Genomic DNA, 15572 nt, shown 5'->3' with positions numbered 1-15572 from the left:
TGGTAGTAGGATGTGCGCATGGGCGAGGATCTATTTGATGCGTCTGCCGCGGAGCGGATGAAGAAGGAAGCGCCGCTGGCGCGCCGTGTTGCGCCGCGCACGCTGGACGAAATTGTCGGCCAGGAAGCGATCCTCGGTCCGGGAAAGATCCTGCGCCGCGCGATCGAGGCGGATCGCCTCACGTCGCTCATCCTGTATGGTCCGCCGGGATCGGGTAAGACGGCGCTCGCGCGCGTCATCGCCATGCGCACAAAGGGGTCATTCGAGTCGCTGAACGCGGTCACGTCGGGTGTCAGGGAATTGCGGCTTTTGCTCGAAGGGGCAAAACAGCGCCTCGTGCACGATCGGCGGCGGACGATTGTTTTCATTGACGAAATCCACCGGTTCAACCGCGGCCAGCAGGACGCGTTGCTGCCCGCGGTCGAGAACGGAACCATCACGCTGATCGGCGCCACGACGGAAAACCCGTTCTTCAGTGTCGTAGCGCCGCTGTTGTCCCGATCGATGGTGTTCGAGTTCCAGCGGCTCGACGACGCGCAGGTGGTCGCGCTGTGCCGGCGCGCACTGGGCCATCCGAACCGTGGATTTCCCGGCATGGCCATCGTCGCGGATGGCGAGGCGCTCGAACATATCGCGCTGTACGCGGAAGGCGATGCGCGGCGCGCGCTGAACGCGCTCGAAATCGCGCTGCTTACGACACCGCCCGAACAGGGGACCATCCGGATCACGCTCGACGTCGCGCGCGAGTCCATCCAGAAGAAGATGCTCCATTACGACGGCACGGGCGACGAACACTACGACGCGGCATCGGCCTTCATCAAGAGCATGCGCGGCACGGACCCGGATTCGGCGCTGTACTGGATGGCGCGGATGCTCGAAGCGGGGGAAAGTCCGCGATTTGTCGCCCGGCGGATCTGCATCTGCGCGTCGGAGGATGTCGGCAACGCCGATCCGATGGCGCTGGTGCTGGCCACCGCGGCATGGCAGGCGTGCGAGTTTATCGGCCTGCCTGAAGCGCGGATCATCCTTGCGCAGGCCGCCACCTATGTCGCCTGCGCGCCTAAAAGCAACGCGGCGTACAGGGGCATCGCGTCCGCAATGCAGGACGTGCGGGAAAAGAAGACGGTCGCCGTGCCGAAGCATCTGCAAGACACGAATTATTCCGGGGCGAAACGGTTGGGGCGCGGCGAAGGCTACCAATACGCGCACGATTTTCCCGAAGGATACGTCGATCAGGACTACGGCGTGCCGCACGGTTTGTATTACCATCCTTCGGATCGCGGCAAAGAGGCCGAGTTCAAACAGCGCCTCGAAACGTTCCACGGCACGACCGGGAACGCCGGGAAGGAACCGGCTTGATGGATCGCCGGGGGATTGTCCGGACGGTGTCTGTCGGCCTGCTGCTGGCCGCATACGCCCTATTCATGGCGGTGGCCCCATTGCGGGGAATTGCCGCGCATCTGCCTTATCTTCCGATCGTGTTGAGCGGTCTGTGGTGGGGACGCCGCAGCCTGGCAATCGCCGGCATCGCCGTCGGCATGATGTTCGTCGCGGAAGCACTGGGATGGATCGTGCTGGACGCATGGAGTCTTCCCGGTTATGCGGGCGGATACCTGTTCGTCGCGTGGGGCGTGGGCGTGGCCCGTGAACGCGTCCGCGCGGCCCGCGCCGCCGAGCGCGCCTCCGAAGACAAGTACCGGCAATTGGTCGAGAAGTCGCTGGCGGGGGTGTTCGTGTACCGCGACGACCGGATTCTGTATGCGAACTCGCGGTTCAAGGACATCGTTGGTTTCACGCTGGACGAACTCGCCGGGCGCACATTCTGGGATTTCATCCATGCTGACGACCTGCCGGCGGTCCGCGCGCGGGTCGAACAGCGAAAACAGGGGGACGCCTCGGATCTGCGGTATGAATGCCGACTCAACAGCCGCGACGGGCGCGTCGTGTGGGCGGAAGTTGTGAGTTCCGTCATGGACTACGAAGGCGAAGCGGCCGTGCTCGTCAGCGTGTACGACATCACCGAACGCAAGGAGAACGAGGAAAAACAACGGGAGTTGTCGAAACTCGCCCGCAAACAGGAGGAACAATTGGTCCACTCGACGCGGCTGGCCGAGATGGGCGAGATGGCCGCGGGCGTCGCCCACGAACTGAACCAGCCGCTGACCGGCATCAAGAACTACGCCCGCAATGCGACGTTCATGATCGAAGAGGGCGGCGCGAACCTGGACGACATCAAGGAAAATCTGCGCATGATCGCGGGCCAGGTGGATCGCGCATCGAAAATCATCAACCAGATGCGTGAAATGGCGCGGCGGACGGAACGGCTGTTTGCCCCCGTTGACGTCAATCGCACGCTGCGCGAGAGCGTCGAATTCGTCATGCCCCAGTTGAAACTGTCGGGCGTCGAGACCGTGTTCGACCTCGCGCCGGATCTTCCAGACGTCATGGGCGACCGCATTCGCCTCGAGCAAGTATTTCTGAATCTGCTGACGAACGCGCGGCACGCCATGGAAGAGTCGCCCGATCGGACGTTGACCATCCGGACGCGGCACGATCCCGGCGCGCGGTGGCCGGTCGTCGTCGAAATCGCCGACACCGGCAAAGGTTTCGCCCCCGACGTGGCCGAGCGCCTTTTCACGCCGTTCTTCACCACCAAGCAAACCAGCCACGGCACGGGTCTGGGACTTTCGATATCGTTGGGCATCGTCAAGGATCATCAGGGCATGATCGAGGCCACCGGTTCGGAGGGAAAGGGCGCGGTCTTTACCGTGCGTCTCCCCGTGCAAAACGCGCGGGATCCGGGCCGGGAGTGATTCCGTTTCTCGCGTGCACGACGCGAACGAATCAACCTTGCACAAGGTGCTGAATCAGAATTTTCACTCCGATGCCTATCAGAATCAGTCCGCCCATGATTTCGATGCGCTTGCCGAAACGCGAACCGAGACGGCTTCCCACCAACATGCCGGTCATGGTAATCAGCGCCGTCACCACGCCGATAATCGCCACGGGAACCCAGATGGCCATGTCGAGCACCGCGAAACTCAGGCCGACGGCCAGCGCGTCTATGCTCGTCGCGACGGACAGCACGATCAGGCTCCATCCGCGGGTCGGATCCGCGCGCGGCGCCGCGGGCGTTTCCTCTTCGTCTTCGGCCCATGCGCCGGCAATCGCCTTGCCGCCCACGAACCCGAGCAGCGCAAAGGCAATCCAGTGATCCCAATGAGCGATATAGCCGACAAACCGAATGCCCGCCGCCCAGCCGATGACCGGCATTATCGCCTGGAACAGGCCGAAGTGAAAGGCGAAGCGGAATACCTGCCGCCGGGTCACACCGCGCAGCATCACGCTGGCGCCGATGGCCACGGCAAGCGTGTCCATCGCCAGCCCGACCGCGATCCCCAAAACCACCCACAGGCTCATGGCGCGTCCATGTCTCAGCCGGCCATGGCAAGGACGTCCCGCAGGATGGCGTCGGTTCGGGCCGGATCGCTTGGCGTGAATTCAAGCCCGGCGAAATGGCGGTACCCCGCCTCGTCCATGCGCCGGAAAAGATAGCCGTAGTTGATTTCGCCCAGCGTGGGCTCGTGGCGTCCCGGAAATCCCGCGACATGAAAATGGCCGATTTTTTCGATGTTTTCAAAAATGCTCTTCGACAGATGCCCTTCGGTGATCTGCTGATGATAGATGTCGAACAACAAGCGGACGGCGGGGCTGCCCACTTCGTCCACAATCTGAAAACCTTCCGCCGACGTCGAGAGAAAATAGCCCGCATGATCCACCAGCAGGTTCAGCGGTTCGAGGACCAGCGTCACGCCCGCGTCCTCGGCGACGGGCGCCGCGGCTTTCAGCGCCGCGACGCATGCGGCATGTTGCGCGTCGCGCGGCACGCCGGGCAATTCGTTGCCGGTCGTCACGATAAATCGCGTGCAGCCCAGCCGGTTCCCGACGGCAATGCACTCCCTGACGGCCCCGACAAACGGCGCCGCGCCCCGCGGTTCGAGCAACGAAGGCCCCGATGCGCCAAAGGCGGTCTTCACGCAAAAGACGCCCAGCCGGATGCCGGTTTCCTTGAGAGCGCGCTCGACCGCGTCGAGATCCTTGTTCCACCAGCCCCAGAACTCGCACGTCTTGAAACCGATCGCGGCCGCTTTTCGAATCCGCGCGGGAATATCGTCCTCGGCCCAGACCATTTCGACGCATAACGACAAATTTGGCATTGGCGTTCTCCCCGGCGCGATGGCCCGGTTACTCCTCGTCCTGATCCTGGTCTATGTCGCTATCTTCGCGCAATGCGATAATCGTCCACAGCACCAGCGAAAGGATCAGCAGGCCCATGAAAAGGTAATAATAAACCATCCTCGCCCGTCTCCGAGTCGCAGGCATGATATCAACCCCGGACCGGAGGCGCAAATTGATCCGGACGGCCCGCTCGCAGGTCCGCGATCATGCGGTTCAGCGAAAAATTTCCAGCGTCATTCCGTCCTGGGTCGTTTTCGCATCCTCGAAAGCGCCCCGTTGGCTGTGGACGAAGTGGACATTGTGGACCCCGTGGACATCATCCCCAAAAATCATTGGCTCCTCCCCGTCCATGAAAGTCACTCACCCCCAGTGGAACGGGTGGCTTGCGGAAGGCCCCGTAAAGGGACCGGTAGGTTCGTGTTCGTACTCGTGCTCGTGCACGAAGAGAAACTGGGTTGTGGGCAATGCCCGCGTCATCTTTGATTTATGGGATATGGCCGCCGCCCCGGTTTCACAGAAAAACCCGCCACTCGCGGCGTTTCAGTCAGGAGTCCGCGGCAATATGTTGTCGTTGCCGGAGGCGCAGCCCAGATAGGCGGGGCTGGCCTTGCGCAACTGGCGAAGTATTTCGCGGGAAAGATCCGGGCAGACCCTGATGCGGGAAAGCCGCTTCAGGGGAACGAACCGGACGTCCACCAGCCGGCCTTCCCGTCCAACCTTCAACCGGCCCCCGGTAATGCGCGCCCTGAAACAGATATTGACGACATGGCGGCGCCCGTCATAGCGAATCGAATCGAACAAGAACAGCAGCCGGCCGACGCGAATTTTGAAATGGGTCTCTTCGAGTATTTCGCGCGCAAGCGCCTCTTCAAGCGACTCGCCGTATTCGACACCGCCGCCGGGCAAAACCCAATACCGCTTGCCGTTGCGTTCGTGCCGGGCCAGGAGGATTTCTCCCTTGCGAATGATGACCGCGGCCACGCGGATCTGTGGACGGCGTTTCTGTCCGCGCCGGCGCCCGGGCATCAGCCGGCCTCCGCGACGCGGTACGCGGCCACAATCCATTCAAGGGAGGGATCGATCTCGGCTTCCACAAGCACCGCCTCGCCGGCATATTCCTGTTTCAGAATGCGACCGGTGCGATGGATGCGCGCCAGCACGCCGGCTTCGTGGTGCGGGATACTGAGACGGACGCACCGGAAGTCCGCCGCCAGCTGTTTGTCCACTTCGGCGAGCAGTTCGGGCAATCCTTCGCCGGTTTGGGCCGAGACGGCCATGCGCGTGCCCGAACCCCACAGCAATTGCCGGAGATGGTCGCGATCGGCGATATCGGCCTTGTTGAACACGACGATGCGCGGCTTGTCCATCGCATGGATTTCGGCAAGGACGTCGTACACCGCCTGGATCTGATCGCCGACGGCGGGATCCGCCGCGTCGGCCACCACCAGCAACAGGGCGGCTTCGGCCACTTCCTCGAGTGTCGCCCGGAACGCCGCCACGAGCGAATGCGGCAACCGGCGGATAAAGCCCACGGTGTCCGTCAACACGGCTTCGCGCTGGCTGGGAAGCAGGCAGCGGCGCGCGCGGGGATCCAGCGTCGCGAACAGTTTGTTTTCGACAAACACGTCCGCGCCCGCCAGCGCGTTGAGCAACGAGGATTTGCCCGCATTGGTATAGCCGACGAGCGCGACCGTCCCGATCGCGCCTTCGGCCCGGCGGCGGCGCTGCACCCGGCGGCTCTTCCGGATGTTTTCGATTTCCTCTTCGAGACGCTGAATCCGCCGGCGAATGACGCGGCGATCCACCTCGAGTTTCTGTTCGCCGGGTCCCCGAACGCCGATGCCGCCCTGCTGACGCATGACGGAACCGCGGCCCGCCAGTCGCGGCAGCATGTATTGAAGCTGGGCCAGTTCGACCTGGTGCTTGCCTTCATTGGTTTGCGCGCGCTGCGCAAAAATATCGAGAATCAACTGGGTGCGGTCAACCACCTTGACGCCGAGAATTTTCTCCAGGTTGACGGCCTGGCCGGGACTCAGATCCGAATCGAACAGGACGACGTCCGCGCCTGTCTCGTCCACCGCCGCCTTCATCTCCGCCGCCTTTCCCGCCCCGATCAGCGTCGCCGGACACGGCCGCGCGCGGCGTTGCACAAAGGTACATGCGACATCCGCGCCCGCCGTCCATGCGAGCCGTTTCATTTCATCCAGCGATTCCCGAACCTCGCGATCGGAATCGGATGGCAAAACCAAACGCCCCAGCACGGCCGTCTCGACGATGGGCGGCCGTTCGATATCTATCAATTTTCCGGATGCTTCCGTGCCGGGCACTCCAATATTCATTTCGTTGAAACTATACCATGAACGGGCCGGTGGTGCATATTATGAAAAGCGCAATCGAAAGCGCAGCGCCGAATTTCGCCGGCAGGCATTGCCGCCGCCAGCCCCGTTGCGCGCGGGCCGCATAAGCGATAGAATAGTTTTTCGCGGGAAAACCGGCGCGGAAAGGGTTTTCTCCATCGCAAACCGGCAAGGAGGTCAACGACATGGCGAAGGGCACGTTTGGGCTTATTGTGGGAAATCGCGGCTTTTTCCCGGATGAATTGGCGCGGGAAGGACATGCGGTGTTGACGGGACTCTTGGACAGGCTCGGATACGACTGCGTCGTCTTGTCGGATTCGGACACGAAGTACGGTTCCGTGGAAACATGGGAGGACGCCAAGAAGTGCGCGGCGTTGTTCAAGGCGAACCGCGACGCGATCGACGGGGTCATCGTGACGCTGCCCAATTTCGGGGACGAGCGCGGCGTGGCCGACACGCTCAAACTGGCGGATCTCGATGTTCCGGTGCTGGTGCATGCCTGGGACGATTCGGCGGCCCGGATGTCCATCAAGCACCGGCGCGACTCGTTCTGCGGCAAGATGAGCGCGTGCAACAACCTTGTCCAGTACGGCATCCCGTTCAGCCTGACGGCGTTGCACACCATGGACCCGAAGACGCCGGCCTTCGAGCGCGAAATCGAATGGTTCGCGGGCGTGTGCCGGGTGGTCAAGGGAATCACCCGGTGCCGAATCGGCGCCCTGGGCGCGCGCCCGGCCGCGTTCAGCACCGTCCGCTACAGCGAAAAACTGTTGCAGGAATCGGGCATCACGGTCGAGACGCTCGATCTCTCGGAGGCATTCGGGCGTGCGGAGGCGATCTCGGACAATTCGGGGGATCTCAAGGCGCGAATCAAACAGATTGCAGAATACGTTCCAACGAAAGGCATTCCCGCCGAGGCCGTCGTGAAAATGGCCAAACTGGCCATCGTGCTGGATCGCTGGATGGCCGACGCGGAACTCGACATTACGGCCGTGCAATGCTGGACGGCGATGGAGGAATACTTCGGCGTCGTGCCGTGCGCGATCATGAGCATGCTGAGCGAGTCGCTGAAATCCTCTGCGTGCGAGGTGGACGTGTGCGGCGCGATCGGCATGCACGCGCTGGCGCTGGCCTCGCAATCGCCGAGCGCGCTGCTCGACTGGAACAACAACTACGGAACCGATCCGAACAAATGCGTCTGTTTCCATTGCTCGAATCTGCCCAGGAGTTTTTTTGCAGAATCCCGGATGGACTACCAGGAGATTATCGCGGGGACCGTCGGCAAAGAGAAGACCTACGGGACGGTCGTGGGCCGCATCAAACCCGGGCCGATGACCTTTGCGCGGGTAACCACCTTCGATTCGGAAGGCGTAATCGGCGCCTATGTCGGCGAGGGCCGATTCACGAAGGACAAACTCGAAACCTTCGGCGGATACGGCGTCGCGGAAATACCGGAATTGCAGACGCTGCTCCAGTATATTTGCGAAAATGGTTTCGAACACCATGTCGCGGTAAACCGCAGCGAATGCGCGCGCGCCGTTCACGAGGCGTTCGACAATTACCTTGGATGGGAAGTCTACTGGCATCAGGGATAACGCGAATACAAAGATGCGTCTTTCGTGTTGGCGCTCATACTCGCGCTCGTGCTCGAAACTTTCACTATGATTCTTAACCAGGGTCCAGGAAGGCCGATGATTGAAGACCGAAAAGCATACAGGCCCTCGACGTGCAATTCGCTGGCGATAATGTTTCGATTACGATTACGCGCACGAGCATGAGCACGAACAGAGTGGTGGTCGGATGTATTTTCGGAACAACACAAGCACGCATGGCATGAAGCCGAGAACCTGTTGGAGAACTGAATCATGATCAAACTGGGCGTTGGAATCATTGGTGCGGGATGGGTGGCCGGCGAGCATATTCGCGCGTTTCAGTCGAATCCCCACACGGAAGTGCGGGCGATATGTTCCCGCAACGAGGCGCGAGCCAAGGCCAAGTCGCTTGAATGCGGCGTGCGCTGCGAACTGTTTACCGACCATGAGAAGATGCTGGCCATGGACGGCGTGGACATCGTCGCGGTGGCGACGCCGCCTAATGTTCATCGCATTCAGGCCGTCGCGGCGGCCCAGGCCGGCAAGCACCTCCTGCTCGAAAAGGCCATGGCAACCACGCTCGAAGACGCGCGCGCCATCCGCGACGCGGTCGCGCAGGCCGGCGTGAAATCCGTCGTGAGTTTCGTGCTCCGTTGGAATCCGCTGTTCGACATCATCAAGACCCAATTGGCCGACGACACGATCGGGCGCGTCTTTTTGGGCGAAATTGACTACTATCACGGCATCGGCCCGTGGTACGTGCAATACGCATGGAACGTGAAAAAGGACATCGGCGTCAGTTCGCTGCTGTCGGCCGGCTGCCATGCGATTGACGCATTGCGCTGGTTCATGGGCGGCGACATCGCCGAGGTGTTCCAATATTCGACATTCGGCAAGGGCGCCGATTTCGCGCAATACGAATACGACCCGACCAGCTGCACGATGCTCAAATTCACGGACGGACGCATCGGAAAGGCCGCCTCGTGCATCGAGTGCATCCAGCCCTATGTGTTCAACATCAACCTCGTCGGCACGCACGGCACGATCCGAAACAACCTCATTTACTCCAAAAAGAAATTTCCCGGCCAGACCAGTTGGACCGAGGTGCCGACGATCCTGCCCGACAGCGGCGACGTGCGCCATCATCCCTTCACGCTCGAAGCGGCGCACCTGCTCGACTGCATCCTCTGCAACAAGGAATCGCATGTGAATGTCGCGGACGCGTACAAGACCCACGAGGCCTGTTTCGCCGCGGATCTCTCCGGACGGGAAGGCCGCCCGGTCGCGCTGCCGCTGCCGTAAACGCCAATTTCCTTCAATCCGATTTTCCGCGCACGCGGACTCTTACGCCCTTGAACGCACCGGTCGCCATGCGGAATTCCTCGCCGGCATGGGCGGTCTGTCAAGAAGGCCCATTCACCGGCAATAGCCCCGGCGAGACATCCCAGAAGACCGATGATGCCGAAGATAAGCGGCCGACCGGCCCGAAGCGACTTCGCACCGGTGCCCGCCCTTGGACGTTTTCACCATGCGGAAACCGAACACCTCGTCAATGGCCGCCGCATCAGGTTGGCGTTCTGCGCACCGATCAAGCTCAACGACCGGCCAAGCGCAAAAACGCGCACCAGAATCCGATCCGGCTCGCCATGGCCCAGAACGTCAAGGGGCCTGTCGGATTGATGCGCAGCAACTCGGCTATCGCCCCGCAAGGCATCCCAGAGCGCCGGCCAAGGCAAAGATGAACGATTTGGGCGGTTTCCAAATCCACGACATGAAAAACCTTGACCAGATTCAGAAAATCCCCCTTCCATTTTCCTCCGCGATCATACCGCTTGAGAGTACCGCGTTCTTGGAGTCGTGAAGGTCTCGGAATGTAACGCCGATTTCCAAATCGGCTTGCTGAAACACGACATGCCGATTTGGAAATCGGCGCTACAAAACAGCCATTTTCACGGACATGCCCATCTTCGTGGAAATTCTCATCCATTTGTCTCAAGAACTCGGTATTCTCAAGATACCGGAATACCGCTGAAAAAAGGGTATCGCAGGCGATCTCGCCCCGTACACCGATCTGCCGCCAAGAGGCGCTTGATGTTCTGGAATTGTCGGAATCGAGGGTTTTTGCCCGAAGGTCCGGGTCCACATTCATCCTGTTTCATCCGGTTATCCTGTCAAGAACACAGGCGGGCCGGCATTTCGACAGGCTCGACAGCCTGTCCGGCATGGTTCAAACGATGTTCCGCAGGGCGTCGAGACTGGGCGGAATGACGGGGAACGGCGGCAGGCGGTCGGCAAGGGCGGCGAGGTCTTTCATGCCGCTGCCGGTGAGGATGCAGGCCATCCGCGCGCGGGGATGCGCAGCCAGAAGCGGGCCCAATGCCGCGACGACGACCGCCGACGTCGGTTCACAAAGCAGCCCTTCCGTTTCCGCGAGTTCGCATTGCCCCGCGAGAATGGCGTCGTCGTCCACGGCGAGGGCCATGCCGCCGGTCGTGCGGAGTGCGGGAAGGACCGTGTGGCCGTCGAAGAGGATATCGTCGGCGATGCCGCCCGCGACGGTTTTTGGATTGGGCCACGGGTCGCGCAACGTTTCGAGAAAGGGCGTACCGCCCTCGATGGCCTTCTTGAGCGGGGCGCAGCCGGACGCTTGCGCGCCTGCGAGACGCGGAATCTGCTCCAGAAGGCCCCATCGCTGGAGGTCGAGGAACCCGCGCCAGACGCCGCCGAGCAGTCCGCCGCCGCCGACGGGCGCGACGATCCATTCGGGCAGATCGCCGTTGGTCTGCCGGTACAATTCGTAGGCGATGGTTTTCGCGCCTTCGACATTGAACGGCTCGTACATTCCCGCCGTCGAAAGGTGATACCAGCCAAAGACGCGGCACGCCTCGATGCACAGATCGAAAACGGCTTGGGCCGACGGCGTATCAACGCGAATGACGTGGCCGCCATAGGCCGCCGCCTGAGCGAGTTTTCCCGCCGCCGCGTGGCCGTGCGCGAAGACGATCGCGCGCATGCCGGCCCGGGCCGCGTAGGCCGCCGCGGCGCAGGCCACGTTGCCCGATGACACGACCGCGACGGTGTCCATGCCCAATGCGCGCGCATGGGCGATTCCGACGGAAATCTGGCGATCCTTGAACGATCCGGTCGGATTCGCCATCTCATTCTTGAACCATAGGCGTTCAGCGCCGATGCGCGCGGCCATGCGCGGCGCATCAACCAGCGGCGTCGCGCCTTCCCCCAGCGACACGATGCAATCCGGCGCAATGGGCAAGGCTTCCGCGTATGTCCACATGCTATCGGGCCGCGCGTGGAACACGCTGTCCGGCGGCCGCGTGTGGACAAGAATGCTCATCGGCTCGCCGCACGCCGCGCAGGCCACGGAATCGGATATGTCCGCTTCCGCGCCGCAGCCATGACAGATCAGGAAAAAATGCGGCATGGCGCTGGATTCCCTACAGGGCGCCGGCCCGGTCGAAGGGGGTTTCGTCCAAACGAAACGATTCCGCGGGCCCGAGATCACGCCGGTGCGATCATTTCACTTTTTCGCCCTTGCTCCCATTCCATTCGCCCGACGGGCCGAAATTGTACCGGTAGGTTTCCCGTCCCGTGATATCGGTGGGAATGCTCGCCGTTTCGCCTTCGGCTTCGCTGCTGCTGTTTTTCCTCGGGCTCTGATAAATGCGGTAGGCGTAGTCAATGTAGCCGGTAAAGCCCCGTTCGCCTTCCGTCGGGCCGCCCCGCGAGACGGATTGCGCGTCCGTCGGATAAAAACTTTCGTAGACCTTCACTTCCTTGTAATACTTGCCCTTCAAATCGCCGGTCTGTTGAAACTTGATCTGTCCCTTTTGTGCTTCGGCATTCAGGCGTTTCAATTCCGACGGCCCCACGTTGCCGAGGCGCTGCATGACCTCGTCGGTTTCGGATCGGTATCCTTCGGGCTTGGCCCGTAATCCAAAATCCGTCAGGACATTGTTGATGACGCCGCCTTCCCGTCCGCTGGAACAGGACACACACAGGGCCGTCGCTGCCAATAGGATCGCCGCATAACGCACAGTCGTGACTCCTTGTCGTTGCACAGGGTAGCCGGCCGTTTTTCCGCCGTTCAACGTAGTATAGCACGCGGGGAATCGCCGGCAAGAATCGGGCGGCGCCTTGCGTCCTACCGCACGAAATCGAGCAGGCTGGGCTGGATGACGCGGGCCGCAGCGTTGAGGGCCGCCTGGTAGGCGTTGCTCTGGGCGTTGAGATTCACGACGGTTTCGGCATAGTCGGCGTCAATGCTGTCCGACAGGGCGCTGCGCAGTTGCTGCACGACGTTTTCGGCGTTTGCCGTCGCCTGTTCGATGCGGTTCTGGACGGCGCCGATCCGTGCCAGCGAGATGAGCAGTTGTCCGCGCGCCGTGGGCAATTCCGCCAGCCGCTGGTTTTGCAGGGACGCCTGATCGCCCGCGCGCAGGTTGTCGCGAATGGCGATGAGCATCTGGAAAATGTCCTGCGCGGATTGAAACGCGTCGCTGCCGGTTTCGTTGATGGCCACATCCACGCTGTCGCCGATGGCAATCCGTATCGCCTCGTCGTTGCCTTGGTAGGTCACGGCCGTGATGCGGTTTTCCGCGTCGCGCGTGACGGCAAAGGGCGGGGAGGTCGTCCGGGTGCCGCCGAAAAGATAACGCCCGTTGGTTTGATGATTGGCCTCGGCCACGGCGGTTTCGAGGAGTTGATCGATCTCGATGGCGATTTGGTCCAACTGCGTCTGGTTGTTCGTGCCGGTGGCGCCCTGGACGGTCAACACCTGCGCCCGTTGCAGGACGTCCACGACAGTCTGCAGCGCGTTTGTGGATTCGGTGAGGAAAGGGCCGGCGGTCGAAAGGTTGGTGATGTACTGTTCGATTGCGCCGATGTTCGCGCGAATATTCACGGCCCGGCGGGCCGCCAGCGGGTCGTCCGACGGAGTGTTGACCTTCAGGCCCGTGGCGAGTTGTTCCTGCAACGCCAGCAGTTTTCCGGTCTGCTTGTTGAGATTGCCCAATACGCGGTTCACCATGAGTTGCTGGGTTACGCGCATGCCATTACCCTTTCCGATCCATCAGGGCCGGCTGCACAGTGGCCGGCGCGGCCGGTTCATGTCCGTTTGCGGCGTAGCCGGCGGCCCATGCCAAGCGATGGGGTTCCATGGCCGACAACGCCCCGCCGACCACCCTCAGCGCAAGACGCATGAGAACGGCGTTCGCGCGCGTCTCTTCCCGCGCATCGTTCAGCGTCGCCTTGAGGCGTGTTTGCAATGCGCGCAGGCGCGCGGCGAACGGTTCGGGTGCGTGGGCGATGATTTCGCCCAGCGTTGCGCCTTCGCGGGCGCCCGTCCCCGGGAGGTCGCGCATCAAGCGTTTTCGCTCCGCCTCCGCTTCCGCGGTTTCCCGCGCCAGTTCCAACAGGGCCGCCGTTTGCGCCTCGAGCGTTTTCATGTCCCGGTCGCGGGCGGCCGCGCCCTGCGCCCGCGTCGCGGCGAGGACGCGTTCCTGCCGCCTGATTTCCTCTTCGATCGAAGCACAAAGGGTCTCGTAGGCCGCGCTCATCAAACGACTAATCCGTTCCGTGCGCGGCGTACCATGCGCGCAGTTCGTTGCCCGCCAGTTTGCCGTCGCCGTCCATGTCGAACCGGGCGAATACCTTGGCGTCGCCGCCCAATTCCGCAAGCGTCAGCATGCCGTCCTGGTTTTTGTCTTTGCTCTTCAGAAGTTCCGCGATGGCCCGGTTCAACTGGTTTTCAAAACGGTTCGAGGGACTCGAACGTCCGGCCGGCGACAACACGTTCCGGGCCGCCTGCCCCAGTTGCAACAGCGAATTCACGCCTCCAATCAACGCTACCGGATTCATCGTCCATTCACTCCTTCCCATCGGTTGAATTCCTTCGATATATCGGCATGGTGCGCCATGGCCTTTACCGGCGCCGCCCGCCTTGCGGGGATGCCCTGTTCCGCCGCGCGCAATTGCGCTTCGATCGTCTTGGCCAGCCCGACCTGCCCGCTGCGCGCCATTTCGCCGCTCAGGGCGTCGTCGAGCATTTCGTCGTAGATTTCCCGCGCGTGCGAACGGTCAACGGGCTTCGCCGTTTCGGTGGTTTTCCGCATTTCCTTGATCATCGTGAAGAGAAACAGGTGCTCCAGTTCCCGCAGCGCCGTTTTTTCCCGGGCGGATGGATCGCGGCCCGCAAAGGTCGGGCCCACGGCGCGCGATTCGAGCGGGTTCACGTACAGCAGCATCACATAATCTCCAAATCCGCCTCGAGCGCGCCCGCCTGCCGAAGCGCCTGGAATATCGAAATCATATCCCGCGGCGTCGTCTTCAGTTTGTTCAACGCCTCGGCCACTTCGCCCGCGGAGGTGCCCTGTACCGGCAGGAGAAAGCCTTCGTCTTCCCGGGTTTCGGTCTGCCGGGCCACGGCGGCGACCGTTTGCCCCTGGGTCTCCGGCAGCGGCTGCGAAATCACCGGCATGGTGGATATTTTGATGGTCAGGTTGCCGTGCGCGACCTGGCAGGGCTTGATCATGACGCGCGAACCGACCACGATGGTCCCCGTCCGCTCGTTGATCACCACGCGCGAACCCATGTCGCTCTGCACTTCGATATCCTGAACCCGCGCGATGAATCGGACCAAGTCCCGGCGTTCCGCCTCGGGAATCAGGATGTTGATCGCGCCCGCGCCGAGCGCCGCCGCACAATCCGGGCCAATCTGTTCGTTGAGTTTGTTCTGGATGTTGTCCGCGGTCACGAAATCGGGGCGTTTCAACAGCAACATGAGGCGTTCGCCGTCGGTAATCGTCGAAGGCGCCTCGCGCTCGACGAAGGCCCCCATCGGGATGCGGCCCGCCGTCGCGTGGTTCTTGCGCACGCCGCCGCCTCCACCGCCGCCCGTCGCGTTGAATCCGCCTATCGAAAGCGGGCCTTGTGCGACCGCATAGACCGTTTCCGCGTCGCCCGGACCGTGCAGGTACGTTTCGAGCAGCGTCCCGCCTTCGAGACTCTTGCAATCGTACACCGACTCGACCGTCACGTCAATGCGCGTGCCTTCCTTCGCGAAGGCCGGCAACTCCGCCGTGACCATGACGATCGCCGCGTTGTCCGACTTGAGTTCCTTGAGGCTGTCCACGGCGATCCCGAGCCGCTCCATCACGCGCTGCTGCGCGGTGATGGCCGCCGTGCTCTTGTCGCCCGTGCCCGCGAGACCGACGACGATGCCCGTGCCGATGAGCATGTTGCCCCGTGCGCCCTGAATTTCACAGAGATCCTTGATGCGTGTGGCGCCGGCCGGGCCGGCCATCAGCGCGCACAGCGCCGCCAGCGCAATCCCGGTCGCCGTATGTCTGATGCCGATCATGCCTTGTGC

General features: G+C 62.3%; 15 protein-coding genes. 4 read left to right on the top strand and 11 right to left on the bottom strand.

What is annotated here, in order from left to right:
• Positions 1–18 precede the first annotated feature (18 nt).
• Both P5540_07045 and P5540_07040 read left to right on the top strand, forming a co-directional pair.
• Positions 19–1359 carry a replication-associated recombination protein A gene (locus tag P5540_07045; GenBank protein HRT64571.1) on the top strand — a complete coding sequence of 447 codons (1341 nt, stop codon included), beginning with the start codon at positions 19–21 and terminating at the stop codon, positions 1357–1359.
• Positions 1359–2813: a PAS domain S-box protein gene (locus P5540_07040; GenBank protein ID HRT64570.1), complete on the top strand. Its 1455-nt coding sequence runs from the start codon at positions 1359–1361 to the stop codon at positions 2811–2813. The genes P5540_07045 and P5540_07040 overlap by 1 nt, the downstream gene beginning before the upstream one ends.
• Positions 2814–2844: 31 nt before the next feature.
• Here the strand turns inward: P5540_07040 and P5540_07035 are convergent, their stop codons facing one another.
• The 4 genes from P5540_07035 to hflX form a co-directional block, all read right to left on the bottom strand.
• On the bottom strand, positions 2845–3420 hold the full coding sequence (locus tag P5540_07035) for a manganese efflux pump MntP family protein (protein HRT64569.1): 576 nt from the start codon (positions 3418–3420) through the stop codon (positions 2845–2847).
• A 14-nt stretch (positions 3421–3434) separates the two neighbouring features.
• Positions 3435–4217 (bottom strand): TIM barrel protein, encoded by a 783-nt coding sequence (locus tag P5540_07030; protein ID HRT64568.1) that lies wholly within the window; start codon positions 4215–4217, stop codon positions 3435–3437.
• Positions 4218–4779: 562 nt separating this feature from the next.
• The gene (locus P5540_07025) at positions 4780–5265 is read right to left on the bottom strand and encodes an NUDIX hydrolase (protein ID HRT64567.1); all 486 of its coding nucleotides are present in this window, start codon (positions 5263–5265) and stop codon (positions 4780–4782) included.
• Complete coding sequence (hflX, locus tag P5540_07020; GenBank protein HRT64566.1) at positions 5265–6578, bottom strand: GTPase HflX; 1314 nt, start codon at positions 6576–6578, stop codon at positions 5265–5267. The genes P5540_07025 and hflX overlap by 1 nt, the downstream gene beginning before the upstream one ends.
• Before the next feature lie 203 nt (positions 6579–6781).
• Here hflX and P5540_07015 point away from each other — a divergent pair, with 203 nt between their 5' ends.
• Together P5540_07015 and P5540_07010 are read left to right on the top strand one after the other, a co-directional pair.
• On the top strand, positions 6782–8191 hold the full coding sequence (locus tag P5540_07015) for an L-fucose/L-arabinose isomerase family protein (GenBank protein ID HRT64565.1): 1410 nt from the start codon (positions 6782–6784) through the stop codon (positions 8189–8191).
• A 270-nt stretch (positions 8192–8461) separates the two neighbouring features.
• Complete coding sequence (locus P5540_07010; protein ID HRT64564.1) at positions 8462–9490, top strand: Gfo/Idh/MocA family oxidoreductase; 1029 nt, start codon at positions 8462–8464, stop codon at positions 9488–9490.
• 925 nt (positions 9491–10415) lie between these two features.
• On the opposite strand, the gene thrC is transcribed toward P5540_07010, so the two are convergent.
• The 7 genes from thrC to P5540_06975 all read right to left on the bottom strand — a co-directional run bounded on the left by thrC (position 10416) and on the right by P5540_06975 (position 15563).
• Positions 10416–11627 (bottom strand): threonine synthase, encoded by a 1212-nt coding sequence (thrC, locus tag P5540_07005; protein HRT64563.1) that lies wholly within the window; start codon positions 11625–11627, stop codon positions 10416–10418.
• A gap of 91 nt (positions 11628–11718) precedes the next feature.
• Positions 11719–12240 (bottom strand): hypothetical protein, encoded by a 522-nt coding sequence (locus P5540_07000; GenBank protein HRT64562.1) that lies wholly within the window; start codon positions 12238–12240, stop codon positions 11719–11721.
• 107 nt (positions 12241–12347) lie between these two features.
• Positions 12348–13253, bottom strand: coding sequence for a flagellar hook-associated protein FlgL (gene flgL, locus P5540_06995; GenBank protein ID HRT64561.1), 906 nt, complete (start codon positions 13251–13253; stop codon positions 12348–12350).
• 4 nt (positions 13254–13257) lie between these two features.
• Complete coding sequence (flgN, locus tag P5540_06990) at positions 13258–13761, bottom strand: flagellar export chaperone FlgN (protein HRT64560.1); 504 nt, start codon at positions 13759–13761, stop codon at positions 13258–13260.
• A 7-nt stretch (positions 13762–13768) separates the two neighbouring features.
• Positions 13769–14062 carry a hypothetical protein gene (locus P5540_06985; protein HRT64559.1) on the bottom strand — a complete coding sequence of 98 codons (294 nt, stop codon included), beginning with the start codon at positions 14060–14062 and terminating at the stop codon, positions 13769–13771.
• Entirely contained in the window at positions 14059–14448 is a 390-nt protein-coding gene (locus tag P5540_06980) for a rod-binding protein (protein HRT64558.1), read from the bottom strand. Before P5540_06980 ends, P5540_06985 begins: the two co-directional genes overlap by 4 nt.
• On the bottom strand, positions 14448–15563 hold the full coding sequence (locus P5540_06975) for a flagellar basal body P-ring protein FlgI (GenBank protein HRT64557.1): 1116 nt from the start codon (positions 15561–15563) through the stop codon (positions 14448–14450). Before P5540_06975 ends, P5540_06980 begins: the two co-directional genes overlap by 1 nt.
• Positions 15564–15572: the final 9 nt, after the last annotated feature.

This window comes from Candidatus Hydrogenedentota bacterium, assembly GCA_035450225.1.
In the GTDB taxonomy this organism is placed as follows: domain Bacteria; phylum Hydrogenedentota; class Hydrogenedentia; order Hydrogenedentales; family SLHB01; genus DSVR01.
Note: the sequence above shows the minus strand (reverse complement) of the source record. Positions and strands in the feature narration are given on the sequence as shown.

What these genes read in the sequence shown, in the direction of transcription:
- P5540_06985 (HRT64559.1), bottom strand. Translation starts at nt 14,062, where the DNA reads ATGAATCCGGTAGCGTTGATTGGAGGCGTGAATTCGCTGTTGCAACTG.
- P5540_07040 (HRT64570.1), top strand. Translation starts at nt 1,359, where the DNA reads ATGGATCGCCGGGGGATTGTCCGGACGGTGTCTGTCGGCCTGCTGCTG.
- hflX (HRT64566.1), bottom strand. Translation starts at nt 6,578, where the DNA reads ATGAATATTGGAGTGCCCGGCACGGAAGCATCCGGAAAATTGATAGAT.
- flgN (HRT64560.1), bottom strand. Translation starts at nt 13,761, where the DNA reads ATGAGCGCGGCCTACGAGACCCTTTGTGCTTCGATCGAAGAGGAAATC.
- thrC (HRT64563.1), bottom strand. Translation starts at nt 11,627, where the DNA reads ATGCCGCATTTTTTCCTGATCTGTCATGGCTGCGGCGCGGAAGCGGAC.
- P5540_07030 (HRT64568.1), bottom strand. Translation starts at nt 4,217, where the DNA reads ATGCCAAATTTGTCGTTATGCGTCGAAATGGTCTGGGCCGAGGACGAT.
- P5540_07010 (HRT64564.1), top strand. Translation starts at nt 8,462, where the DNA reads ATGATCAAACTGGGCGTTGGAATCATTGGTGCGGGATGGGTGGCCGGC.
- flgL (HRT64561.1), bottom strand. Translation starts at nt 13,253, where the DNA reads ATGCGCGTAACCCAGCAACTCATGGTGAACCGCGTATTGGGCAATCTC.
- P5540_07025 (HRT64567.1), bottom strand. Translation starts at nt 5,265, where the DNA reads ATGCCCGGGCGCCGGCGCGGACAGAAACGCCGTCCACAGATCCGCGTG.
- P5540_06975 (HRT64557.1), bottom strand. Translation starts at nt 15,563, where the DNA reads ATGATCGGCATCAGACATACGGCGACCGGGATTGCGCTGGCGGCGCTG.
- P5540_07015 (HRT64565.1), top strand. Translation starts at nt 6,782, where the DNA reads ATGGCGAAGGGCACGTTTGGGCTTATTGTGGGAAATCGCGGCTTTTTC.
- P5540_07045 (HRT64571.1), top strand. Translation starts at nt 19, where the DNA reads ATGGGCGAGGATCTATTTGATGCGTCTGCCGCGGAGCGGATGAAGAAG.
- P5540_07035 (HRT64569.1), bottom strand. Translation starts at nt 3,420, where the DNA reads ATGAGCCTGTGGGTGGTTTTGGGGATCGCGGTCGGGCTGGCGATGGAC.
- P5540_06980 (HRT64558.1), bottom strand. Translation starts at nt 14,448, where the DNA reads ATGCTGCTGTACGTGAACCCGCTCGAATCGCGCGCCGTGGGCCCGACC.